Origin of the sequence: Gordonia sp. p3-SID1431 (assembly GCF_025143765.1) — a bacterium.
GTDB classification, from domain to species: domain Bacteria; phylum Actinomycetota; class Actinomycetes; order Mycobacteriales; family Mycobacteriaceae; genus Gordonia; species Gordonia hongkongensis.
This window is the reverse complement of the sequence record NZ_JAMBDT010000055.1, coordinates 1-24,323: the sequence shown is the minus strand read 5'-3', so window position 1 is coordinate 24,323 and position 24,323 is coordinate 1. Positions and strand designations below refer to the sequence as shown.

Here is a 24,323-nt window from a genome sequence, read left to right as displayed (position 1 = left end):
GCCTTGACATGTGATCCAGCCCACCCTCCGGTCTCGTACCGAGATGCAAAATAGATTCCCCAGAACGGAACGGAAATGATCACATGAGCGCACCCTCGCTCAAGGAACTCACGACGCGAGGCCCCGTCTATGCCCCGGGCGTCTGGGACGGGTTGACCGCACGCCTCGCCGACCAGGCCGGGTTCAGCGCGCTGTGCGCCTCGGGCTTCGCCGTTTCAGCCGCCTTGGGCCTACCCGACGCCGAGCTCTACACAATGTCCGAGAATCTATAGGCGGTGCGGACGATCCGTTCGGCGTCGTCGCTCCCGTTGGTCGCCGACATCGACACCGGATACGGCAACGCGGTCAATGCGCTCGCCCGGCGTCGAAGTTCGTCGACGCCGACGTCGGCGGGATGCTCATGGAGGACCAGGTCTCGCCAAAGACATGCCCGATCTGTGTCGGCGATCCCGTCGACCTCATCAGCGTCGAGGAGGCAACCGGAAAGATCCGTGCCGTGCGCGACGCGAGTCCCCACGATGTCCTGCTCATCGCGCGTACCGGCGCTCGCGGTGACGAGGCCCTTCGTCGTGCTCACGCATACGTCGAGGCCGGAGCCGACATGATCCTGCCGGTCACCAAGACGTTCGAGACCGTCGAGGAGTGGGAGCGTTGCCATTCCGAGGTCGGTGTCCCGTTGATGGCGACCCTCACCGCGTCTACCTGGACCGAACGGGAGTTCACCCCGGGAGTCCTCGACCAGATCGGTGTTCGGCTCGCGCTACTTCCTACGCAGGTGCTGATGGCGGGCACCGGCGCAGCCCAGAACACGCTTCGACGCCTCGCCGCCGGCGAAGCTCCGGCTCAGGTCAGCGCCGACGCGCTACCGCACCACGAGTTCGTCGACCTGATCGACTTCGGCGAGGTCGAGGCGATGCAGCGCAATTACCTCCCGGCGGCGCGGTGATGGCGATGGGTCACACGATCACCGAGAAGATCTTCGCTCGCGCCACCGGCCTCGACTCCGTGCGTGCCGGAGAGAACCATGCGGTTCGCCCGTCACGCATGATCGCCTACGACTGTGCCGATAGCGCCAGGCTTCAAGTGCCATTCATGGCCATGGACAAGTGCCGGACCCATCAATATGAGTGTCGGACCCACCAATAGGATGTAGATCATGCAGTCTTGGGGAAGCGCGCCGACGCCGAGCGTGATCATTGACTTGTCTCCGGTTGTGCTGATTAAAGGTCAGGACAAGCCGGACTGGCGTTGGGTGGAAGCGGCCGTGAAGGCGTGGCGGGAGCAGCAGGATCCTAGAGCGCGGTTCTATGGGGTCGCCGACAACAGCCTCAGGTACAGGATGGACGACGCTGGGAGGCGTGGCCTTGCGCATTGGAAGCGCAACCGCATGGCCCGCTCGGTGCCTTACGCCGACCCTGTAGTACTCGAACTCGCGACCGAGTTCGAAGCTGCTGCCGTCCTGACGACCGACCTTTTTCGGGACCAGCGGCGCGCCTTCCCGTGGCTGCAAGCGACGGACCGTATCTGGAAGCCAATCGTGAAAGCTGGCAAGGTCGAGTTCGAACGTCTCAACTACACCCCGATCAGGGACGAAGAAGTGTCGTGGCGAATCGAAGAAGCCGAGCTTACGCCTAAGGGCTACAGGAAGAACCCCGAGGCCAAGAACTCGCTCAACTACGAGTGGCGATGTACATCATCTTCGTGTCGATGGGCACAAAAGTCTCTGATCGAAGAAGATCCAGCGTTCCGAAATGGTCAGGTGGTCTGCCCGGCATGCTCGACGCCAGCCAAGCAACTGGGATTCCGGGAAAGTTCGAAGGAGGTCGTGCTACTCCTTGGAGACGATGAGGTCGATCGATTTCCGCTCGCCGAGGACTCTGAGCTCACGGTTGGCCGCGGTCGAGACATCGGCCGCTACGACGTCCGCGAAGTCTTGGAGGATGCAGTCGCGAACAAAGTCAGTCGAGACCACCTCAAGTTGATCAACAAGGGCGGACGGATCTTCGTTGAGGAGTTCGGCTCCAAGAACGGCACCGTCATTGTCAGAGCAGCCGGAGCGGCTGGCTCGTTGCAGGAGGGTGTTCAACAAGCTCTGGAGTTGAACGAGCACCTCGCACTTGCCGGTGGTGCGCTGATCATCAGACTCTCGGGCAAGAGGCGACCGCGCGGCGCCTACGAGCCCGATCTGACTACTCCACCATTCCTGTGGACCGAGGGGATCTGACCGTGTCTCTACTCGATGACATCGAACCCGTCCAGGCCAGAACGCTCCCCGTCATACTCCTACTGGACACAAGTGGGAGTATGCGTCAGGACGACAAGATCGACGTCCTCAACGACAGCGTCGCCGAGATGATCCGTGAACTCGCATCGGTCGATGCTGGGCACGGCTTCATCACTCTGACGCTGATCGCATTCGGCGGCGAATCAGCCACGATCATCGAGAGAAACGTTCCGATTGCGCAAGTCTCTTTCACTCCGTTAAGAGCCGGAGGCAGAACGCCTATGGGCGGCGCTTTCACACTCGCACGCGATCTCATCGAGAACCGCGACGAGATCTCATCGAAGGCCTACCGCCCGACTATCGCCCTTGTCTCTGACGGCCTTCCTGTTCCGCCACTGTCCGGAGAGCTCGAGGCTCTGGTAGACAGTGACCGTGGCGCGAAGTCCTCCCGGTTCGCATTGGCGGTCGGTGCTGATGCTGACCGAGAGCTACTCGCAAGATTCACCGCCGGTGGAGACGTCAAGGAAGCCAGTGAGGCAGCCGAAATCAGGAACTTCCTGCAGTGGGTCACGAACACGGTCAGTCAGGTAACACTCTCGGTCTTCGACCCGGACGCAAAGTCTCAAAGCGTGTCCGACGAGTCTGTTGCGCGATTACAGGCAGACGATGCCTACTGAAGCTCGCTCCGGAAGTCGTGTACGCGACGACACCGGGATCGAGTATTCACTGGGCGACATGATTGGAAAGCCCGGCGCCCAAGGAGTTGTATACCGAGTCAACGGGCAACCTGGCTTCGCCATCAAGCTCCTCAAGCGAGAATCCGATATCTCACGAATCGAGCAAGTCAGACGACTACCGCTCGATGGCCTGCAGATTGCCGCGCCCATCTCGCTGATTCGCGATGGTGGATTCGGATACTTGATGCCGCTGGCCGGTGATATGAAGCCACTCGCGGATCCCTATCTGCCACGAGAGTTTGGACCCCGGGAAACCAACGGTATCGACTGGTATCGAAATACAGGTGGCCTGCTGCGGCGACTGGCAATGGCTGCGAATGTCGCAGACTGTCTCGCCGCGCTGCACGAACGCGGACTGGCATACGTCGACCTGAACCCGAACAACGTCATGGTCTCCGACGATATTAGTAGGCAAGAGACGTGGCTCATCGACACCGACAACTTGACCTCCAGGGCGAACCCACAATGGGACATTGTAGGGTTCCCCGGCTACGCCGTCCCCGAGCGGTTCACGAGAAAGGCGCCGCCGTCTACGCTCGCCGACGCATACACCTTGGCGATACTGGCCTTCCGCCTGCTAACCCTGCGGCATCCTCTCGAAGGTTGTGCAGCAGATGCGCTCGACGGCGATGATGCCGCACACGCAATAAATGCCGGGACTCTGCCATACATTGGCGATCCTGAACAGACCTCGAACAGGCTGCCCGACCGAATTCTGTCCTCGAAACTGCTCAATCTCGCGATCAGCGGTCGTATGCACCGACTCTTCCTCAGGGCGTTCGGTGCAGGAAGGCTACAGCCACTTGCCCGTCCCGGATCTGCCGAGTGGCGAGACGCACTTTGGCTTGCTTACGACAACGTCGTCATCTGCGCGGAGGGATGTGGATGGAGCTACTTCCGCCTGCTACCACGATGCCCCGCTTGCAACAGGCAGACACCGCCGGTAATGCTCGCAACCGTCTTCCCGGAGTGGGGTGAGACGGAGTGGGCGGACGTCGACCCTCAGGCCCGGGACTCGCTGGTGCTCTCCCGTCATGCCGCCACTTTTGTAGGCGCGAGGCACCTGTGGGGTGGTTACGGATCTCGCGATCCTCTTGTTACTTTCACACCGGGCGCGAACGGCTTTGAACTCATTGTGCGGGAGGATGTTCATGTCACCGACGGAGCAGGCAAGCTGGTAGCGCGAATTCCTTACCCGCAGCGGCGAAGAGAGTATCGAGTCAGGGTAGAGACGAGCGCCAAACCGGTGCGGACCCTCCGGGTGATGTGCGTTGAGCCGAAATGAAACTCGCAAACCTTGTGTTTCGTGCAGAGCGGGCCGTCAGTCTGACCGCACTCGGCGGGACCACACTCAAACCCCGAACGCTGATCCGTGTCGATGTATCCCCTACTGGTGTCACGCTGCGGCAGGACGGCGACGCCCTGCTGTGTCAGCCGCCCGTACGCCACGATTTCGATTGGCTCACCGACATCGTGTCCCGGGGCTCCTATGTCGCCGAACTTCTTTCAGTCGAGAACGTGCACTCGCTACAAGCGGGAACTGTTCGGATAAGGGTCTTGCAGTACGACGACGTTGAACGCTGGTCGGAGACCCGAGAAGTCGGTGTCGATGACCGCACTGTCGCAGATGTCAATCGCTACCGTCGACGCAACGATGGATCCCAAGAAGTCATTAGGTGGCTGAAGCGCGAACTGACCGTTGATTGCGACGACGCGGTCACTGTAGTGTCCACCGGCGCTGCAGAACTCAACGACACTGCCTTTCGGGTGGTCGGCTATGAAATCGCTGCGGATATTCGGCTACAAGACGGTCGACTGCTGGTGGCACGCGTGACTCAAAAGCCATCGAATCGCACTCAGCGTCTAGTCGTCGTCCACGGACGCCTCGACATCAAAGACCAGACCCGCGTCGGTCTGGTGAGTAGGGAGGACGCCGAGGAGCTGAAGAGACTCGCTTCATCTCAGAACGCATTCCTCGCCATCTGGAATGAGTACAGTCGTCTCGAACAGCAGGCCGCAAAGGCGTCGGCACGAGACATAGGCTGGGCCGAATATGACCGGTACCGAATCCTCGCTGACGGAACTATCGAGTTTGACCTAGTTCAAAACAGTCACGCCAACGCACTGCTGCAGCGCATGGGTAGCGAATCAGTTGGACTTGAAGCATCTCTTTCACGAAGCTTCCTCGACGACAACCGCAACCTCCCAAACGGAGACCAGCAACGCAACAACCAGCGCGACCACGGCTTCGTCATCGGTGAGGCCCGGTCGACGCCGCACGGCAGTGTAGTTTTGGTGCCCGAGCGTGAAGTCCATCAAGGTGACATCCCCGCCAAGGGGGAGATCTATGGCATCTACACAACTGATTCCATACGCATAGGTCGACGCGAGAGCGCGCAGCGAGAGCTCGCCTTGGCCAAGACATCCCCGGCGCGCCAACTCTCGTTGATTCTTGCCGGCCGGTCCCCGGACCCAATCGGCCGCGCTACACACCACAAACCGTTGTCGGCGCGAGTGCTGGCCCTCCTTGGTGGTGAACCCACACCTGCCCAGGTGGAAGCAATCGACCTCGCTATCAATTCTCAGGATCTAGTGGTCATCCAGGGTCCACCGGGGACCGGCAAGACCAGGGTTATCGCCGCCATCCAAGCCCGACTAGCTGAACTCAGCCGCGGCGACATGGCAATTAGTAAGCGTGTCCTCTTTGCCAGCTACCAGCATGATGCCGTCGAGAATCTGACCCAGGCAGCAGATGATGGAGCTTTGCCAGCGGTCAAGATTGGTGCCCGGCATCAAGGCAATGACGACGAGGCATATCTTGACGCGTGGGCCGCAGACCTGCAACACCGATTGGAACGCCGCTATGAAGGCGACAAACCCAACGAGTTGCTGCAGACGCTTCGGCAGCTGCGAGAGAGGTTGACTGCCTACACGACACAACCATTCGACGTGCCTGGCACAGTCGATCTGCTCGACTGGCTCGCCACTAACACTCAACGCACAGACAGTTCGGTCTCGGGAAAAGCGAGAAGACTCGCGAAACAAGTTCGCCAGGAGCTGGGTGGCGGCGGATCGACCGCTGGCCATCAGACAGTCGAATTGCTTGCCCGCAGGCTTCGGAGTATGCCTGAGACTTTCGAGGACGACGGCCGCGAAAGTGCTCGCGCAGCAGCGGTCAACGACGAAGTCAGACAGCTACTGAACGATCAGCAGCGATCCATGCTCATCAAGGCCGCGATCAGCGGCAATACAGATGCCGCGTCTACAGACATGGCGGTGCTGAAATCCGTTCTCTTGGAAAAGGTCATGAACGCCCGGGCCGCGTCCAGTATCGTGGCTTCCCGCCCCAAAGTCGAGGCGCTCATACGCCAGGCAATCGAGTCGACCGAAGCTGAAGTACGCAGATCTACAAGCGACATCGACCTCGCCGTCGAGGACTACCGAGACGCAGTCGCCCACCAACGCAGCGCCGTCAAGAAGTCCCTACAAATGCACTCACGCGCACTCGCGGCAACCTGCCAACAATCGAGTTCCCGGGCAATGCGCGACGTCCACATGGGTCTATTCGACACGGTGATTCTCGATGAGGCTGCGCGGGCTAACCCACTCGATTTGATGATCCCAATGAGTCTGGCTAAGAATCGGATCATCCTCGTGGGGGACCACCGGCAGTTGCCGCAGCTCCTAGACGACGATCTGCTCCCCCAACTTGCTGTACGACATGACAGCAGAGTCGTCGAGCGCACCTTGAAGCAGTCGATGTTCGAACGGCTGTTCAGTACTCTCCATCAGCTCGGGCGGACAGGTGGCCCCAAGCGAGTCATTACCCTCGACCGTCAATTCCGCACGCACCCGACGCTGGGCCAGTTCATCAGTGACCAGTTCTACAAACCTTATGGTGAGCACCTCGAGAACGGGATAGACCGTCCTGAGCAGTTCGCTCACGGACTCGATAGATACGGCAATGCGGCGTGCGGATGGATTGATGTACCGATTGGGGCCGGACCCGAAGGACGCACGGGCACCAGCATCAGCCGGTCGGCCGAAGCAGCAGTAGTTGTGGACGAGCTCGTTGACGCTCTGCGACATTCCGACGACCTGACATTTGGAATTATCACTTTCTACTCAGGGCAGGTCGAGGAACTCTGGCAAGAAATGTCCGACGCGGGCCTGGCTGTCCGCAACAGGGAAAATCAGTGGGTCACCAATCCTTCTTCGCCGTCGCTCTACACCTCACGAGGTCTCCCCCGGGTTCGAATCGGCACGGTGGATTCATTTCAAGGCCGGGAATTTGACATCGTATTCCTTTCTACGGTGCGATCATCACATCAACTGTCACGCAGCGCGCAACCATTCGGCTTCCTCGTACTGCCGAACCGATTGAACGTCGCGATGAGCCGACAGAAAAAGCTACTTATCACCGTCGGAGATGCTACCTACCTAACCTCAGACCGCGGCCGCGAGGCACTACCCGCTCTGGCCGCGTTCTATGACTTGACCGGAGAAGCCGATGGCTTTCGCCGATAGAAAAGAGCTCCCTGCCTATTTCTTGCAGCCGTGGCAAGTCAAATACAGGCATGCACTCATCACGCCAGCAACGCGGTGGCGCGTGTTTATCGAAGATCAGGAGCGCATCGAGACTGACATCATCTTGAACGCTGTGCTGCGCATTCGACAGGCCGGCGAAACCGACGCTTCAAGGATTGCTGACCTTTTGCAGCTCCCAGAGGAGTTGGTCCGCTTCTTGATCGCAGGTGCAGGCCATCTGCGGCTGCGTACCGCCGCGTCCGGCCAGGGTATCGTGGCCGCGAGGTCGACGGTCGGTTGGGTTTACCGCGACGCGGCCACAGGAGAGTTGTGGCCGCAGCCAGGTGAGCAGTCCGAACCGGTGACGATCGACTTCTGGTCGGGATCCAGAGGCCAATTCGAGACCGGAACAGCTGGACGTGTGAATCGAATCGATGCGCTGCTTCTCGATTCCGATGAAACGAGCAGTGTGCAACCCACCTCAATTGAACTGTCCCGCTTTGGCTGGTCGGATGACGAGCAGAAGCGAACGGCTGTGATCAGTTCCGGTGAACAGTGTTTAGTTATCAGTCCGGTTGTCAAAGACGACACCGGTCTCGCAGTTTTGACCACGCAAGACTCTCCTCAGCTGAGCCTTGGAAGACTGTTGAACGCAGCGGTCAATCAGTTCTCGTCGGTGGAGCGATGGGCCAAAGGTGTACCCCTAAAGTCTCAGCGCGCGGAGAGTTCATCCCTTGAGCTAGCACTCGCCGAACTCACAGACACGCTGGAGCACTTCGGTATTGGCCAATTCCGGATCGCGTCCAGCGAATATCTCGTCGGTCTCATCGACCTCATCCTCGGACGCTGGGTAGATCGGTATCGATCCGCATCGGGACCTGAAGCGACGACTGAGCGGACTGAGCGATCCACAAGCGACCCACGCCTCGCGGTGGCAGAACGGTTCAATCTGGGTCTGAACGTGATCCAACGATGGGAACGGCTACCTCGCTTCGACTCCCGCCGAAAGGTGCAGGAGCTGCTCGTAGCCTGCACACAAACTTCCGACCCTCGCCTCAAGGACCTTTCTGTCATCGCCGCCCAATACGATCTGTGTGTCGACGAGCAGCGCTCGTCTGAGGAGCTACTACAACTCGCGAAGCAGGTGGTGACAGTGGGGCAACTCCTGTTGGAAGAAGAAAGAGTGAAGGGTCATGGCGAAGTCGAAGGCTAGGAGAGGCGGAAATGCCCGACGAGCGGGCACGAACGCTGATGAGGTGGCTGTCCAGAAGGTTCAGGACGTCGAAGAGGGCTTGCAAGAACTCCCCGAGATCCCCGCGGACATTATCGACGACGAACAACCCGTCGAGGAAGTGACCGTCACAGTCACCGCCACCCAGGTGAAGAACCTATACCTGCGCGTCAAGCAACAGGGAGAGAACTACAAACGAGCTGCTGAGGCGCTTGAGAAGACAAGAGCGACACTTGAAGCGAAAGAGGCTGAGCACAAGGAGCGGGAGACGGCGTTCACCACGCGGGAAACCGAACTCGCCGCAGCAGAGAAAGACCTTGAGGCCCAGCGATTGGCCGCTAAGACCGGATTCGTCGATGAGATGAGGGCGACAACCAAAGAGGTTTCGGCGAAGATCGACGCGATGCTCAGCGATGCCGCGACGTGGGGCTTGGAAGCCAAGGCCAAAGCCATCAAGACAGCTGCCGCTGATCAAGAACGTCTCGTGGCTGAACAAGAACTAATCAGTACAGAATGGGCGACTTTGCGGCAGCAGCAAGCCGATGCTCGCGCACTGCAGGCCGAACTGTCGGCGAGCCAAGAGTTCTTAAAGAACATGGAATCAACTCTCGAGGCCACTGCCCAGCGCCGAGCCGAATCCCAAATTGCGCTGATCCGCGACGAACTCGAAGACACCAAAGCACTCCTCGAAGCCGAAGCCGACCGTATCGCCGGAAAAAATAGACAGATTCAGGATCTCCATAACCAACTGGCGCGCTTCGGAGACGATCCCGATGGACTCAAGCACCGGCTTGAGCAGCTTTCCGACCAGTTGCGGACCATGAAGGACGAACTGGCTCGGCGGCCCCCAGAAGCTGAGGTCGACGAGCTTCGCAGCAAGGCAACACGCGTCAGTGACGCTGAGAACGAGGTTACATACTGGCGTAGCCGGTACGACCAAATCGACGCCCAACTACGTCGCTACTTGGTCAACGTAGGCGAACTGGAGGTACTCAGAGACGAGCGTGACGCCCTCCGCGCCCAACGAGAAACCCTCCGCCAGGCCATAGCCCAGCAGATGATCGATTGGGAAGAGCTCCAGGCCACCGAAAGTTCTACAAAGCCGTTCGCTGCCTGCTCGGCCTACGACGCAGACCCCGGGCTCATGAGCCCAATCGCTGGGCGCGACGTCGGAACGCTGGCTGACCTGGTCAGCGAACTGCGCAACCGGATGGCAACCAATCCAACGACAAGTTTCTACTACTCCGAAACAGACGTCCGGCTGTTCCTGGCGGGCCTGGCATCCAGCAGGCTCCACCTACTTCAGGGTATCTCGGGAACAGGTAAGACGAGCTTGCCGCGCGAGTTCTTCAAAGCCCTCGCAGGCGACGACGCCGTGCAGATCGTCGAGGTTCAAGCCGGCTGGCGAGACAAAGATGACCTGTTCGGCTATTACAACGCGTTCGAAAAGCGCTTCGCAGAAAGCGAGTTCACCAAGGCCCTGTATCGAGCACTCCTGCCCGCCAATGCGGATCGCCCGATGGTCATCGTGATGGACGAAATGAATCTCGCCCATCCCGAGCAGTACTTCAGCGTCATGCTGTCACTGCTCGAGAACTCGACGACAGACCGGAGCTACCTCGATCTACTGACAAGCGAAGTCCCGCACCTGCCGCATAAGTTCGAAGGATCAAGACTACCGTTACCGGAAAATGTCTGGTTCGTCGGAACCGCCAACCACGACGAGACCACTGTTGCCTTCGCTGACAAGACATACGACCGCGCTCACGTGCAGGTGCTCCCATCGACATACTCCCCGTTCCAGCCATCAAACCCAGGCACGGCCGAGCCCGTTTCGTTCGATGCGCTTAACGATGCCTTCATCTTCGCGGCGCGCGCCTTCACCGACGAGACCGGCAGGGTCAAGGACTTCCTCCGATTGAACATGCGTGAAGAGTTTGACAAGTTCGGCGTCGGCTGGGGTAACCGGCTGGAGCGCCAAATTGACCGATTCGTGCCCGTAGTTCTAAGTGCTGGAGGGGATTTGACGGAAGCCGTAGACCACCTTGTCGCCACGAAGCTAGTGCGGAAACTCGAGGATCGATTTGGCGTTCGCCCAGAAGACCTCGATGCCCTCGCGGATAGCATTGAGCTGCACTGGGACCAGCTCGAGAGCGCTTCTCGCCCGGTCAAGTCGCTTGACACACTACGACAGGAGTCGAAGAAACTCCGAGGTGGATTCGGAACGTGAATATCGACCGTGTCTCAGGTCTCCCGTCGTCACAGAGGGAAGGGTGGTCCGGCCGTTGGGCCTCCGGGACAGCTCACCTTCTCGACACCGACACTGGAAGTCACTCACGCGACTCGGCGACGTCCGAGGATCTCGACGCACTCGGCGCCCTCCGTCAAACGCTCACTACCGCAGTGGCGTCTCTTTCCTGGACGACGCTTCTCGACGCCCCACTACTTTCGGGCCACGACGACGAGAGCATCGACCTTGAGCAACGAGAGAAGCTCCTCGCTGAACGATTGCCATCAATCGCCTACATCACCGAGCGCTTCGTTACTCGACTCGGCGAACGATCCGAACTCGTTCCAGTCTCGCGAGTCAAGCGACCCGCCAGACGTTCCATCCAACGCCTTGCCGGCCACACCGAGGACTGGGCCGCAAGAACACTTGCCGGGCCGGTACCGCGCCGCGCGCTGGCAGTAACTCGCGAGGAGGATGCGGACCTCTACGAAAACCGCATGGTCACTGAACTGATTCACCCAGTGCTGTCCTCAGCGCTCACTGCAAGAATCCGCAAACTTCGCCGACTCGTATCGAACCTGTCAGACCTGACCCAGTCCCAGCACGTGGGCACTCACCAGAGGACCGAACGGCTGTACTCGTTCTGGGGTGACGACGGATCTAAAGCCGCCGAATCACACCGCGACGCCACGAAAACGCTGGAGTCGCTCGAGAAGCTCGCAGCGTGGGTCCAGTCGCTGCGGGGCGCCACTCTCTCGCGGCTCCTTCGCGGCCACACGACCGGGCAACGCAGTCTCCGGCGCACAAACGTCGTCAACAACGACCGTCACTACCGGGCCGCGGGCGAAGTGTGGTCCGCTTATGAACGCCCGGAGACCGCGTCAGAGACACAATCTGCAAAAAAAGAGCGACTTGCGATCCGCCATGTGGCGTTCGACCACTACGTGCTGGGCCTCGTAATCCGCGCTCTTGATGACCTTGGCTACAAGCCACGCTCAGACACGCTGCCCGGGATCGGTGAAACCGCTGAACTACAGGGTATCTGGGGGGACGCCGCCTTGACACGCGGAGTTGACGGGTCAATCACGCTCGGCTGTCATGGCTTTACGACCCGAATCGTTCCAATGCTCGACGCAGTTAGCCCCCGTGACGACCACACCACAGTCGATCAGAGATGGAGTGAGCTGCAGGGCGCCGCGGAACGTCCGACAATTGTCGCCTTCCTCGCGTCGTCTACGAACGTCGTCAGCAACCCCAACCATTCCGTGGCTCAAGCAATGTCGTCCGCCAACGACGATGCTCCGGAGCTGGGGAATCTTCTGACCGGAGTACCGGTCTCGCCTCTTGAGATAACCAGTTTGGAACGCATCGCGCGAGGTGTCGCACTCGCGATCCGGGTGCCGCCTTTGGTCGCATACCCCCCGCCACTCACGTCAGGCGACCAACCGATGCCACTCCGCCTGGTAGACCACATCGCTGCCGAAAACATCGGCGAGGTGCATCTTTCACCGCTCTTTCATCGTTCCGGCAACACGCTGAAACTGCGGCGCCCACTCGTGACCGCTGAACAGTCACGACTTGAACGGATCGTGCGCGATCTTGTAGTCGCAGGCCGCGGAACAGGTTGGCAGAGGGACTTCGGCGACCACATCTCGCAACTACAGAATTCGTTCGACATCGCGACGAGTTCGCTCCTGCCTCTACTGAGCTGCCCGGTGTGCTCTGTTACCGCGGACTTACGCCGACTTCAGCGTAGCGGTGACGTGTTCAACGTCGAATGCCAGTCCTGCGAGACCCGGTGGGGACATGAGCGCTGCGGCAACTGTCAGGCCAGAATTCCGATCGTCGAACCCGTCGGCACGCCGCCCAACCCGGAGATCAGCGGGCCGGGATGGGTCGAGCGCATCTACGGGCAAGACGCGCTGTCATCGCCATGCTGGGCACGAACCTCAGCAAGTCGATACGTATGTCCGGAATGTCGCGTATGTCCACTCGCGTCTGAACCCGCGGGCTCAGCGTGCATTCGCTGTCATTGAGTCACGATCGTTACGCTGAGACATCAGCTCCATATATTGTCAGGGCTATTCGAGCTTAAGGACACTTTCAACTCATAGCCGCTTCCTGATGGCGTGTCTCCCGGCAACCGGTTTAGGTGATCCTAGAGTCCTAATTGCGCTGTTGAGGGCGGAGAAGGGACGAAAGGGATTATGGCGGGACGCAAACGTCACTCGACCGAGGACATCGTTCGCAAGTCGCGCCGAGCCGATGAACTGGCGGCGGAGGGCAAGAGCGGCGAGGAGATCGCCGCCGACCTCAAGGTGTCGGCAGCCACCTTGTAGAATTGGCGCCGCCAGTACGGCGGCATGGCCGCTGATGCGGCCGAGCAGCTCAAGGAGCTACGCGAGCAGAACGGTCGGCTCAAGCGCCTGCTCGCCGACGCTGAGTTGGAGAAGGATGGGCTGCGGGACATCGCCAAGGGAAGATTCTGAGAGCCCAACTGCGAAAAGCGCCGCGATTGACATGCTAAAAGATGTGAAGAACATATCAGAACGTATGGCGTGCACAGGAGTTCGGCTTTCACGATCTGCCTACCGGCGTGTGCCGGTGGCTCACACCCCGGCCCGCCCGGATGCTGGCCTGCGTGCACAGCTACGCACCCACGCCCGCAAGCACCCTCGGAACGGGTGCGGTTGCGCGGCATCGGGTGTCGTGTGTGGCGTCGAGACCGGATGGTGCCCGGCGACTGGTGCAACGGTGCCGCGAGCGGGCGTGTCGGTGTGGTCAGGCGTACGCGTGGGGGTGTCGACGCTGTCGGGCCGAGTCGGCGTGTCGGGATGCGCGGGCGGCATCGGACGGGGGCCAGGCGCTCCGGTGTCGGGGCGTGCGTGAAGTGTTGTCGGACTTGCTGGTTCGTCGGAATCGGCGGGTGTCCGCTCATCGGTTCGTTGTGCCGGATCGGGCTTCGGTCGACGACGGGCTCACCGGGCTTGGGTGGCGCCGATTCGTGGTGTGCGGGGTTCGGTGCGCCGTCGCGGTCGACGGTGTTATGCGCCGGACCGGACTGGCCAGGAGTGTGTTCACCACCCGACGCGGCTGCGGGAGTGGTGGTGTCGCCGCGGGTCGGTCCGGGCTCGGGTTTCGGCGGCGGTGCCGGGGTGAGGTCCGCTCGGGCCGTTGCCGTCGATGGGCCCACCGGCAACGGGCTGCTCCCCTGGCGCGGCGTCGGGGCGAGGTGCGGGTGATTCAGGTGCTCCCCCACTGGGCGGGTGAGTCGACGGCGCCCGGCGACGGTGTGCCGGCGTCGGGAGTGGGAGCCGGATTTGGTGAGCCGCCGGGCGCCGGTGATTCGGGGGCCGGAGCGTCCGGCGCGGGACCGTCAGCTCTGGGGACCGGAGGCGCATTGTGGTCGACAGCGAGGTCGGGACCTTGTCGTCCAGGCAGGTCGGCACTGGGGCTGGCGCCAGGCGTGTCTGGCAACGATCCGTGTGGCGCGGGCGTCGGGTGTGGTGACGCGGGCGGGGCGCCTGGGTGACGTGGTGTCGGGTTGATGTGTGGAGTCGGTGACGGGGTCGGTGCGTTGCGGCCAACTTTCGTGAACCCAGTCAGCAGGCCGCCGCCCTTAGGCCCCGGCGCGATCATCATCACCGTGTTGCCGATGACGTTGCCCAGCGCTTGGGACGGATCCGTGGACCATCCGGATCCGGCGAAGTTCCGGACGAACTCGTCGGGATGGGCGACCTGGTGCACGATCCCGGTGACCATGGTCGCCGAGTTGCGCATGTACTGGTGGGGGTTTGCGATGTTGTACGGGTTCTGCGGGAGCATCATGTTGAGCCCCTTGACAACCTCGGTGACCGACCCGATCAGACCTGCCTCGAAGTGTGTAAAGCTCGTGAACGCGGCGGTCCCGACGTCGCTGGCCGTCATTTGCGCCTGATCGAACGCGGACGGCATCGGCGGCGCCATGTTCGCCGCATCGCTCAGCTCGGCCTTGACGCCCGGGGCCGACGAGTTGCGGTGGTCGCGGCCGACTTTGAGGACTCGCTCCGCCTCGGCTTTGTATCCGGGCCAGGGGTCGGGTCCGGGATGTGTCGGCGGGGTGTCGCGTCGATCGTGCTTGTAGTCGTCGAGTTCGTCGTTGTAGATGTTGGCCTTGGTGACCCACTCGGCGTGTTTGCGCTCACCCTCTTCCCAGATGCGCACGGCTTCGGCGGCTTTCTGCTGCGCGAAGGTGACGACGCCAGCCCAACCAGCGAGTGCTGCAGCGGCTTTGGACGCGGCGTCGCCCGCTGCGAACCACTGCGGAACCTGTCGTCCGGATGCGTCCCGAAACTCCACGGCGCCGGTGCCGGACCAGTTGCCGACCGAGATGCCGCGCAGCCCTTCACCCGCCGCGACGAAATTGCCGGCGAAACCAGTGAATTTGTCGGCAAGAGCGGTGATACCGGCGGGGTCGCCGAGGATCAGCTCCATGGGGTCTTTGGTCTCGTCGAGATTCTTCTCGTCGGGCATGGCGCCCAGCGAGTTGGCGACGTCGTCACCAAGATCTTCGACGTTGGTGGCAATACTGTCGAGGCCGACGGCCCGCAAACCGCCGCCGAGGAGCTCGGTGGCGCCGTCGACGAGTCCACCGACGACCTCCTTGCCACCCTCGAAGACGTCGAACAGGCCCACTTACTTGGTCTCCGGCTTGTCAGCTGGTTTGCTCTCGGCGGTGCTCGGTGAGGGGGCGGTGAACCCGTCGCGTTCGAAGCCGTCGATCGTGTCGGTGACAAGCGACGACGGATCGACCGAATGGCGTCCGATGGTCTCGAGGTCCTCGACCACCATCCCTCGGAGTTGTTCACCGAGCTCCTGGTGTTTCCGCATCTCTTCCGGCGTCAGGGCCCACTGTGGGTCGGTGATTGCGTTCTTGTTGTGCTCCCACAGATCGCCCCACGACATGGTCTTGAGGTCTTCCGGGGTAAGGCTCGGGTCGCCGATCACGTCCATCGTGAAGTTCTTGAGCTGGTCGCCCGCCCACTTCTCCTCACGTTCGTAGTGGCTCGCTCCGAGTCCGAGTCCATTCGAGATCTCAGCTGCGCCGGTGACCAGCGCGCGAACGCCCCATTCCCAGCGGTCGCAGTACTCCTCGAGTCCGCTCTTCGGGTCGGCATGTCCGATAGTTCCGCCGTCGAGGTCGAGGTCCCCGTATCCGCGACCGAGCGCCGCGCTGTAGTCCGATCCGACGCCGGTGTCGGCGAGTCCGTCGATCACGCCGTTGATCCCGGCGCTGGCCTTGTCGAGGGCCGAGGGCTCAACGTGCAGGTTTTCAGTCATCGGACTACCCTGCCCTCGTCGTCGTAGTAGCAGTGCGGTGTCAGCTCGCGGGATGGCGGGAACGTCATCGTCGACGGCGTCGCGGGATCGACGACGAGGCCGGTGGGTTCGGGGGCTTGGTCGAGGACTCGGTCGATCAGCGCATGACCGGGAACGTCGAGGTAGCGGACCTCGTCCAGGTCGCGGTCGGTGAGCTCGGCGAAGTCACGCAGGCGTTCCGGCGTCGTGAACGCCAGCATCCAGGGGATACCGGCCTCCACCAGCGTGAACAGGCGTCCGTGGAGGTCGAGAGGGACAGCGAGGGTGGCATCGCGGAGGGCATCGTAGAGCCGAGGTGGATCGCCGAAACCGGACAAATACGCGCGCACCTCATCGACATATGTCGTCATCACCGGACTCCCCCGCAGTCATCACCGTGTGCCGGTTGATGCTAGATCATGAAGCTGGGGTTCTCGCGGTGGTGTCCACAGGGTCTGCGGGGAACTGACCGTACGACCATCAAAGATCCCAGTGCCGAGGCCCCGCGGTCGGCGTGGGACCACGGTCCTGTGAGCGTGGGGACCGGACTCCACTGTCCGTTCTCCGAATGCGTACTCCGCGGGTATTGGAACTACCAGCTGTGTTTCGATCCGATCGCTCGTGTGCCCTCGTCCACAACATGTCCGATAGGCTGGCGAAATTCGCCAGGCGAGCTAATCTGTTGCGCGGGGTCGGGCGCAGGTGGGCGCCTGGACGTAAGGGGGGGCTTCGTGACATCACCGTTCTCAGACGGCACAGTGCCGACATTCGACGCTCCCCCAATGCCAGTTAGCCCACACGGTGAGCTCACGCGCCTACGTTCGGAAAGAGCGCAGTGGGAGCGACGGGCGGCAGTTGCGGCTGATGCTGTGGCAGAGCTAGATACTGCACTACTGACCTTAAACAGGGCGGTGAAGGGAAACTACTTCGGCGACTGCGTGGAAGGGCTCGGAGTCTACGAGGGGTTGCGTCGCGCGATATCCTCGCTATCGGACGAGATCTCGTCTCGGTCGGATAGGGCCAACCGTCTGGCCTCGCAATGCAGGTTGGCTGCGTCAGAGATCGAATCCGCAGACACCGAGGGTGCCGCAGGTTTTTGATGTCTAGTTTCAGAGCGCGCAGAAAATGGGCATCGGCGAGTGCGATCGCACTGGTGCTCGCATGCACAAGCTGCACGACGGTGAACGGTGGTCCGGTAGCGGGGACTCCGGGACCGACTGCTACTTCTTCTTCGGCCCCGAGCATCCGACAAACCGACGGATCGGGACGTAACCTCCCCTTCGTCACTGAATTCAGAAATCGGTGGAACATCAACAACAACGGTTCCCCCTACGAACCGTGCACTGAAGTCTCCGTAGATGTGGTCCGGCAGTTCGGATTGGACCCATCGTCAGTGCGCGATGCCGCGGCTTCTGACTTTCAGACTGTTCGGGGATGTGATTGGACTTTAATTGAGGATGGACGTTCGTCGATTGCGCAATTTGTCGCGAATATCTTGCGTCCAAACGAGGGTCTCACTGGGCACAAAACTCTGAATCGGGCGGGGACCACGTGGTTTCCCGACATCGAGGTCGAAGGGCGGCGTGTCCTCGTCGAATCGATGATGGCGGGAGAATGTACCGTCTACGTCCAGTCCGGTACTGCCGTAGTCATTACCTCGGTGACGAGATTGGGATTCCGCCGTCCCGCAACTGAAGCGGTATGCCGTGAAGCCACGGACTTCCTGCGAGCGACTATTTCCGAGATACCGGTTTAACTCTCGGCACACCGAGTCATTCGCCCTAACGGGCAACGGTAAGCCGGGATGCTTGAAGGCAGCCTTCGAGCGCCGCGCGCACGATCATCGCTTTGGGTCGGCGGGCATCACCGCTTCCTTCCACTGCGCCAGCGAGGCGTGGGGATCGGCGCTCGAACGTCCTTCTCGACCTGTACGGATCGAGTCTGTCAATCCTCCTCGACCTCCACCCCATGCCGAACTGCGAACTCGGCGAGGCCGTCGTCGTAGCCCTGGCCGACTGCGCGAAGGCGCCAGAGGCCGTGACGTCGATAGATCTCCGCGATGATCATTGACCGTTCAGTCGTCGCGGCGTCTAAAACTGCTTTTGCGAAGGTGAATTCGGCCGCGTCAACCGTTACAGAAATAGCGCCGACATCCCCGAAGGTTGCGTCACCGTCGATTGCGGCTCCGATCGTGATCTTCTCGATCTCGTCTGAAGCCGCGGCGAGGTCGATGCTCAGGCCTTGCTCGCGGTCACCGTCGATCGACAGTCGTGCGACACCATCTGGACTGGCCGGTTGGTTGTAGAAGACGAACTCATCGTCTGACGGGACTCTCCCGTCACCCGCCAACTCGAATGCGACGACGTCGACTTCGGGGCCGCGGGACGAGTTGCCGTGCGTAGACGTCCACGCGACGTTGACTGTGAATCCATCGAACCCCTGCGGAATGTCGACGACGGCGCCAGCGGACAACGAAGTCGGCGCGGAACTCGCTTCCGGGCAGCCGTCATCGACGCCCTGCGGTTCAGCTATTGCTGGGTCGCTGGTAACAGCGACACTCGAGACATGATGGGCCTCAAGGACCGGGAGACCCCGATCCCGCGCTTTCGAGAAGCGACCGTCGGCTTCTCCCCCAGTCATAACAAGAACGTGCGTGACTGCAGCCGTCAAGTTGATGGCGGGCACAGCACCAAGCTGGACAAGGCGTGCCCGCACCGCCGTCGCGTCGCTGTGGTGTCCTCCCAGCACGAGAACCCGTCGACCGGACCATGGCAGTGAACTCGACGCCCGTCGCGGGGGTGTCCCGCGAGTCCGGGGCGGCGAAGGAATGACCTCTATCACCGAAACCGATTTCAGTGTGCCGGGCACGACGCGCTCGGACAACGAGAGCGCAGTCGCTTCATCAACCAATGGGATTCCCAGTTTTTGGGCGCGCTGCAACTTGCGGCTGTCCGGTGCCCCGGGATTGGCGACTAGCAACCCCGTCTTGCCGCTCACCGCGTTCATCACGTCCAATCCTGCATCGGCCAGACGACGAGCCAGCTCGAGGCGAGGCGCATGCGTCGGTCCTGTGATCACGACTTTGGTGCCCTGGATCAGTCCCACAGCCGAGTCATAACGGCCGGGGTCTGTCCACGGGCAAGGCACTCTGGTGACCTTGTCTGGATACGCGCGAGTCGCAGCACCGCACGCGACGACGGGCAGTGGCAATCCCAAAGTGCTTGCAAGACCGGTACTCCGTCGAAACACCTCCAGCAAGGTTCGCACGTCATCGCCGGCGTCGTGGGCGGCTCGTTGTGGGACCGACCAGTGTTGAGCAAGTGTCGAGAGTTTGGCGTTGGGGACGTCCAATTGGAGCCGCCGCGTCAAGGTGATGGTGCACAAACGATGAGTGATCGGGAGAGTAACCCTGCTCGTCGCGCCTCCTCGACGAGGAAGCCGTGGTCGAAGACCGGGTTGTGGGCAACCAGCGTCCGACCTTCGAGCAGTTCACGTAGGTGCTCCACTGCAGAGTCAAAGGTCGGCGAACCGTTGAGACGCTCGCGCGTAAGGCGATGGATGTGAACGGGACCCGGATCGCACCCGGGGTTGAACAACGACGAGTACTCGCCGACAACGTGTCCGTTTGCGTCCAACGCGATCGCGGCCAAACTGAGTACACGGTGCTGACGCGAACTCAATCCGGACGTCTCGACGTCGACAAGCGTCCAACCTCGCCCTACAGATGACACAGCAACCCCGCATTCGACAGCTCGACTGGTGCATCCGGCAGGCGGATCCTCGGCCAGCGGACGGGCCCAGGGCGCAAGGCGCATCCGGACAACTCGGTCACTGTAGCGGTTGGCCAACCGACGGGAGGTAAACCGTGGATTCGAACCACAGGTTCGGCACAGAACTCGATTCGTCTGCGGGCCTACTGCTTCCGCGACCTGGTGACGGGTGTCCATCCAGCACGCGAGGCGTTGTAGTCCGTTCGGACCAACCGCGACGGTGTCGGACCTGTCCGATACATTCGGTGCGTTCCCACGCAGATGGAGGTCCGATGTCCAACGAGCTCGTCCAGGTACCGGTGTGGACGCTGGCCACAGATGAGGCGGACGTCCCGGCTGTCCTGAGCGACACGGCGCTGACTCCTGAGAGGCTTGCGGGCCTTCGCCGTGCGCTCGCTGAATTCAGCGAGACGCCCTTGACGACGCTAGAGGCTCATACAGCGCCGGACTCGCTTGACCGGTCGCAGGGTATCCACCTGCACGGTGTGAGTCCGCTCGCTCAGCAATTGTCGCAGCTTGTCAGCCGGACACCCAAGGTCGTCACGGACGGTGGCGAAACGCTTTACCGCATGGTGCTACCCACCAAGGTTGCGGCACAGGTAGCTGGCGGCATGGTCAAGCCGATGGCGTCGTCGAGCGTCGCGGGCGGAGTGCACAGCGCGCTCACGAACGGGTCAAAGATCGCCGCGCAGGCGTCCTTCGTACCTGTGACTGCGGGAAAGGCGGCTGCCGCCGGCGCCGCGACAGGCTCGGCAACGACGGCCGGAGTGGCCGCCGCCGGCGCCGGTGCACTGACCGTCGCCGCTCCGCTGGTCTTGATGGCTGTAGCTGTGGGTGTCAGCGCATACGCCGACCAGCAGCGCCAAAAGACCCTCGAACGGATCACCGAACTACTCGAGAAGCTTGTTGCAGACAATTTGGAGTCCGAGCAACACGCGTTGGAGGCATGCCGCGGCGCGATCCAGAAGGCGACCTCGATCGTTCTCGACGAAGGGCGCATCGGGGTGACCCTGGGACTGGACTCCGCGGTGTTCGCGATCGAGAACGCCGTGACGAAAGCCAGGTCCCGAATCGAAAAGTGGGAGAAAGCGTTACAAGCGTTCGACACTGACAAGGTCGAACTGAACCACCTCGCGAAGGCGATCCCAGGTGTTGAGGCCGCAGACAGCGAGTTCTACGTCCACGTCGAGCTCGCCCAGCTCGCCATCGCGATGAAGCGGCGTGTCATCGTGCTCCAGGCTGTCGAGCACGCGCAGCTGTCGGAAGGAAACCCGTTCGAACGCTTCGCTGCGATGCTGCACAAGGAGCAGCACGACATCGAGGCACTCGATCGCCGCCTGGATGGCGTTCTCCTCCGCCTGTCAGCGCTGCAACTTGACCGGTCTCACGGCATCCGCGACATCATGTTCTCCTCCGGCGAGGTGGACAAACTGCTGAACACAACGCGTCGACTGCGCGATCTCGGGCAGACGGTGCAGATTGCCGGACGGCAGTCGGAGGTCACCATCGACATGGTCCAGGAGAAGGACGGTTCGGTGATCGTCTTTCCTGCGATCGCCTCGTAGGGGTTCAACGATGGGGCCGGTGAACGGACGCAACGCGGACCCCAACGTGGTCGCGGCGAAGATGGCGCGGATTCGGGAACCCCACGTAGCGCCACTCAACGAACTCGCAGATCGGGTAGCCGACACCGAAGGCCTACGTCGAGGTGAGGTGCCCTACGTTGACCCCGACACGGGCGGTGTCAACGCTCGGATGCTCGTGCTACTGGACAACCCGTCGACCAAGGCCGAATCGACCAGCGGCTCGGGCCTTTTGAGTTTGGACAACAATGACCGGACCGCGCGGAACTGCCGCGAGGCGTATGCCCGCCACGGAGTCGACTGGGACGATGTCGTGCACTGGAATGTGGTGCCGTTCCCGGTTGCCGGTGTGAAGAACGGCGGATCGACCCCGGCGGAGCGGGCGCGCGGGGCCCGTTGGACCCGGGAAGTGGTGAACCTGCTCCCGAATCTCGAGATCGTCCTGCTTCTCGGTGGTTCCGCTCGCGATGGTTGGCGTCGTGCATCCATCACGCGCGCCGGCATCTACGTGCCGGCAGGCAAGATTCCGCACTGTTCGATGCGCGGCTTGAACACCGCGGGCGGGCGCGAGCGGTTCGAAGCCGCGATAGCCGACGTATCGACGAGACTCATGCTGGCCTGAGCACCCACCTGGAACGGATGAGGACTGCGGTGACGTTCCGCCACCGGCGTGCAGTCGTAGCTTCGGGACGCCCACACGGTTCCGACCAGCATGGGCCAATGCGCTGTGCAACAGAATCTCTCACTGCCGTCGAACCGCCCTACTGTCATCGCATGACGACTGACACGCATGGTGCGCAACGAGTGTTGCGAACACGCTCCGGGTCCACGCCGTCCACGGTGTGGCTAGCTACCGGACTGATGATCACCGGAGCGAGCATCCAGCTCATCGGCATGTTCCACGCGCTCTCGTTGGTCGACGCAGTCAGGGAGGAAGCACGTCTGCGGCAGTCCGTTCGCCTCAGTGACGGATCGACTTATCGGAGCTCTGACGCACTAGATGTCGCGAGCGAGACCGGGACCAACGTCGCGACCGGTTTGATCGTCGCGTCCTGCCTCGCACTTGCCGGACTCTGGCTACTGCTTGCGTACGCCAACCTGCGCGGTTTCCGCTGGGCACGTGTGGCGGCCACCGTCATCGGCGCAGTAGGCATCGTCTCCGGGATCACGTCCGTAGCAACCTATGACAGGTCAGTGACCAGCACGCTCGACGTCCTGCTGTTGGTCATCGAAGTCGCCGTACTGTGTCTCCTTTGGCATCCGCGTTCAGCGCCGCACTTCCGCCAGAAGTGACCTGACAGTCGGCTAACGCCCCGCTGCGTTTCGGCACGGTCGATGATTCCGGCGCGTTTGGCAGAATGCGGGCATGGTCGAACAGAGCATCTGGATGCAGAAGTCCGCCGAAGATCCCAACCACTCGAGCTGGTACGTCGAACGCTTCCGCGCCCTCGCTCGTGATGGCAACGACCTGGTCGGCGAGGCCCGGCTCATCGACACGATGGCGTCGCGCGGGTCCCGCATCCTCGACGCCGGGTGTGGTCCGGGACGGGTGGGCGGGTACCTCGCCGAGGTCGGACACGATGTCGTCGGCGTCGACGTCGACCCGGTCCTCATCCAGGCCGCCGACGAAGACCATCCGGGCCCGCGATGGCTGGTGAACGACCTCGCCGAACTCGATCTCCCCGCCCGCGGCATCGACAAACCGTTCGACCTGATCGTCTCGGCCGGCAACGTGATGGCGTTCCTCGCGCCAAGCACCCGTGTCACCGTCCTCGAGCGATTGCGCAAACATCTGCGCGACGACGGCCGCGCGGTGATCGGGTTCGGCGCCGGCCGGGACTACGCGTTCGACGAGTTCCTCGAGAACGCAGCCACCGCCGGCTTCGCTCAGGACCTGCTCTTGGAGTCCTGGGACGTTCGCCCGTTCACCGACGAGTCGGAGTTCCTTGTGGCGGTCTTGCGGACCGCGTAGAACGCAGCAACTGGCCGGCATCAGGTGCACTAACCGTCAAGAGCCCTGAACACAGGCGAATCAGCCGGCGGTACCGCCGAAAGTTCCCACGGGCCCGTAGTCGATCTGTGCGCCGGCGCGGACGAAGCAGTCGCGAAACGCGGTCACGTCTTTAGCATCCGACGCTCGCCAGTAGCGGTACTCAAGTCGCTTGATCGCAGCGACTATTCGAGCCGCAGAATCTGCACCGCCCTCGCCGGCCGCAGACCCCGTGTCGTAGGCCGCCTCGGCTTTCCGCGCGCGACGGAGAGTCACAGATCGCCGGTAGATCAGCGATGTTCGAGTGGAAGACCTACTCCCAGCGTGATGGAGGACCCTTCTGTAGCACTACAACCTAGCTAGGCGTTGCGGATTGAATACGCGTTTAGCGCGTGCCGGTCGTCGTGCTGTTGCGGAGACGCGGCGTGCAGACCCAACTGCATCTACGAGGAGACCTCTCGGGCAAGCGTAATCAAGCTCTTATCGCGGTAGAACCAGACGTCTCCGCCTGGGATCGCGTCTCGGACCTCATTAGTTGCCATCATTACAACGTGCTTAGCGAGACTTGTTGGTGTCCATGTGCGTTCGGAGTCCTCCGTCTCTGCGTCCCAGCGAAGCGGCTTATCCCGGTTGCGCGTCCAGGTCGCGAGTCCTCTCGCCGGGAATTCCTGGATCCACTGTTCTATTTCGGCTA

General features: G+C 61.8%; 19 protein-coding genes and 2 pseudogenes. 15 read left to right on the top strand and 6 right to left on the bottom strand.

Annotation, left to right across the window (positions count from 1 at the left end):
- Positions 1 to 83: 83 nt before the first annotated feature.
- From M4D77_RS14580 to M4D77_RS14535, 10 genes and pseudogenes are all read left to right on the top strand, one after another.
- Positions 84 to 946: pseudogene (locus M4D77_RS14580) on the top strand (oxaloacetate decarboxylase).
- 210 nt (positions 947 to 1,156) lie between these two features.
- The gene (locus tag M4D77_RS14575) at positions 1,157 to 2,224 is read left to right on the top strand and encodes an FHA domain-containing protein (RefSeq protein WP_259936521.1); all 1,068 of its coding nucleotides are present in this window, start codon (positions 1,157 to 1,159) and stop codon (positions 2,222 to 2,224) included.
- Positions 2,225 to 2,226: 2 nt separating this feature from the next.
- Positions 2,227 to 2,901, top strand: a complete 675-nt coding sequence (locus M4D77_RS14570) for a VWA domain-containing protein (RefSeq protein WP_259936520.1) — start codon at positions 2,227 to 2,229, stop codon at positions 2,899 to 2,901.
- Entirely contained in the window at positions 2,891 to 4,246 is a 1,356-nt protein-coding gene (locus tag M4D77_RS14565; RefSeq protein WP_259936519.1) for a protein kinase domain-containing protein, read from the top strand. Before M4D77_RS14570 ends, M4D77_RS14565 begins: the two co-directional genes overlap by 11 nt.
- Positions 4,243 to 7,488: a DEAD/DEAH box helicase gene (locus tag M4D77_RS14560; protein ID WP_259936518.1), complete on the top strand. Its 3,246-nt coding sequence runs from the start codon at positions 4,243 to 4,245 to the stop codon at positions 7,486 to 7,488. Before M4D77_RS14565 ends, M4D77_RS14560 begins: the two co-directional genes overlap by 4 nt.
- Entirely contained in the window at positions 7,472 to 8,701 is a 1,230-nt protein-coding gene (locus M4D77_RS14555; protein WP_259936517.1) for a hypothetical protein, read from the top strand. The genes M4D77_RS14560 and M4D77_RS14555 overlap by 17 nt, the downstream gene beginning before the upstream one ends.
- A 43-nt stretch (positions 8,702 to 8,744) precedes the next feature.
- Complete coding sequence (locus M4D77_RS14550; protein WP_259936516.1) at positions 8,745 to 10,949, top strand: AAA family ATPase; 2,205 nt, start codon at positions 8,745 to 8,747, stop codon at positions 10,947 to 10,949.
- A 173-nt stretch (positions 10,950 to 11,122) separates the two neighbouring features.
- Entirely contained in the window at positions 11,123 to 12,985 is a 1,863-nt protein-coding gene (locus tag M4D77_RS14545; RefSeq protein WP_259936515.1) for a hypothetical protein, read from the top strand.
- Between the two features lie 171 nt (positions 12,986 to 13,156).
- Positions 13,157 to 13,288 carry a hypothetical protein gene (locus M4D77_RS14540; protein ID WP_259936514.1) on the top strand — a complete coding sequence of 44 codons (132 nt, stop codon included), beginning with the start codon at positions 13,157 to 13,159 and terminating at the stop codon, positions 13,286 to 13,288.
- Between the two features lie 12 nt (positions 13,289 to 13,300).
- Positions 13,301 to 13,438: pseudogene (locus tag M4D77_RS14535) on the top strand (IS3 family transposase); the annotation flags it as partial.
- 754 nt (positions 13,439 to 14,192) lie between these two features.
- Here the strand turns inward: M4D77_RS14535 and M4D77_RS14530 are convergent.
- From M4D77_RS14530 to M4D77_RS14520, 3 genes are read right to left on the bottom strand one after another with little or no spacing between them, the layout of a single operon-like run.
- Positions 14,193 to 15,623: a putative T7SS-secreted protein gene (locus M4D77_RS14530; protein WP_259936529.1), complete on the bottom strand. Its 1,431-nt coding sequence runs from the start codon at positions 15,621 to 15,623 to the stop codon at positions 14,193 to 14,195.
- A complete protein-coding gene (locus M4D77_RS14525) occupies positions 15,624 to 16,268 on the bottom strand; it encodes an ESX-1 secretion-associated protein (RefSeq protein ID WP_259936512.1) in 645 nt (214 codons plus the stop codon). It lies immediately after the preceding gene.
- Positions 16,265 to 16,657 carry an SseB family protein gene (locus M4D77_RS14520; protein ID WP_065630037.1) on the bottom strand — a complete coding sequence of 131 codons (393 nt, stop codon included), beginning with the start codon at positions 16,655 to 16,657 and terminating at the stop codon, positions 16,265 to 16,267. Before M4D77_RS14520 ends, M4D77_RS14525 begins: the two co-directional genes overlap by 4 nt.
- Positions 16,658 to 17,325: 668 nt before the next feature.
- Between M4D77_RS14520 and M4D77_RS14515 the strand changes: the two genes are divergently transcribed.
- Positions 17,326 to 18,042: a DUF3558 domain-containing protein gene (locus M4D77_RS14515; RefSeq protein WP_311199322.1), complete on the top strand. Its 717-nt coding sequence runs from the start codon at positions 17,326 to 17,328 to the stop codon at positions 18,040 to 18,042.
- A gap of 188 nt (positions 18,043 to 18,230) precedes the next feature.
- Here M4D77_RS14515 and M4D77_RS14510 read toward each other — a convergent pair whose 3' ends face one another.
- Positions 18,231 to 19,391 carry a TerD family protein gene (locus M4D77_RS14510; RefSeq protein WP_311199321.1) on the bottom strand — a complete coding sequence of 387 codons (1,161 nt, stop codon included), beginning with the start codon at positions 19,389 to 19,391 and terminating at the stop codon, positions 18,231 to 18,233.
- A 260-nt stretch (positions 19,392 to 19,651) separates the two neighbouring features.
- Entirely contained in the window at positions 19,652 to 20,101 is a 450-nt protein-coding gene (locus M4D77_RS23800) for an exonuclease domain-containing protein (protein WP_311199323.1), read from the bottom strand.
- A 227-nt stretch (positions 20,102 to 20,328) separates the two neighbouring features.
- Here M4D77_RS23800 and M4D77_RS14505 point away from each other — a divergent pair, with 227 nt between their 5' ends.
- The 4 genes from M4D77_RS14505 to M4D77_RS14490 all read left to right on the top strand — a co-directional run bounded on the left by M4D77_RS14505 (position 20,329) and on the right by M4D77_RS14490 (position 23,611).
- A complete protein-coding gene (locus tag M4D77_RS14505; RefSeq protein ID WP_259936510.1) occupies positions 20,329 to 21,621 on the top strand; it encodes a hypothetical protein in 1,293 nt (430 codons plus the stop codon).
- Positions 21,622 to 21,631: 10 nt separating this feature from the next.
- A complete protein-coding gene (locus M4D77_RS14500; RefSeq protein WP_259936509.1) occupies positions 21,632 to 22,261 on the top strand; it encodes a uracil-DNA glycosylase in 630 nt (209 codons plus the stop codon).
- Positions 22,262 to 22,500: 239 nt separating this feature from the next.
- Positions 22,501 to 22,932, top strand: coding sequence for a hypothetical protein (locus M4D77_RS14495; RefSeq protein ID WP_259936508.1), 432 nt, complete (start codon positions 22,501 to 22,503; stop codon positions 22,930 to 22,932).
- 73 nt (positions 22,933 to 23,005) lie between these two features.
- Entirely contained in the window at positions 23,006 to 23,611 is a 606-nt protein-coding gene (locus tag M4D77_RS14490) for a trans-aconitate 2-methyltransferase (protein WP_259936507.1), read from the top strand.
- 60 nt (positions 23,612 to 23,671) lie between these two features.
- Here M4D77_RS14490 and M4D77_RS23885 read toward each other — a convergent pair whose 3' ends face one another.
- Entirely contained in the window at positions 23,672 to 23,905 is a 234-nt protein-coding gene (locus tag M4D77_RS23885) for a nuclear transport factor 2 family protein (protein WP_396266587.1), read from the bottom strand.
- Positions 23,906 to 24,323: the final 418 nt, after the last annotated feature.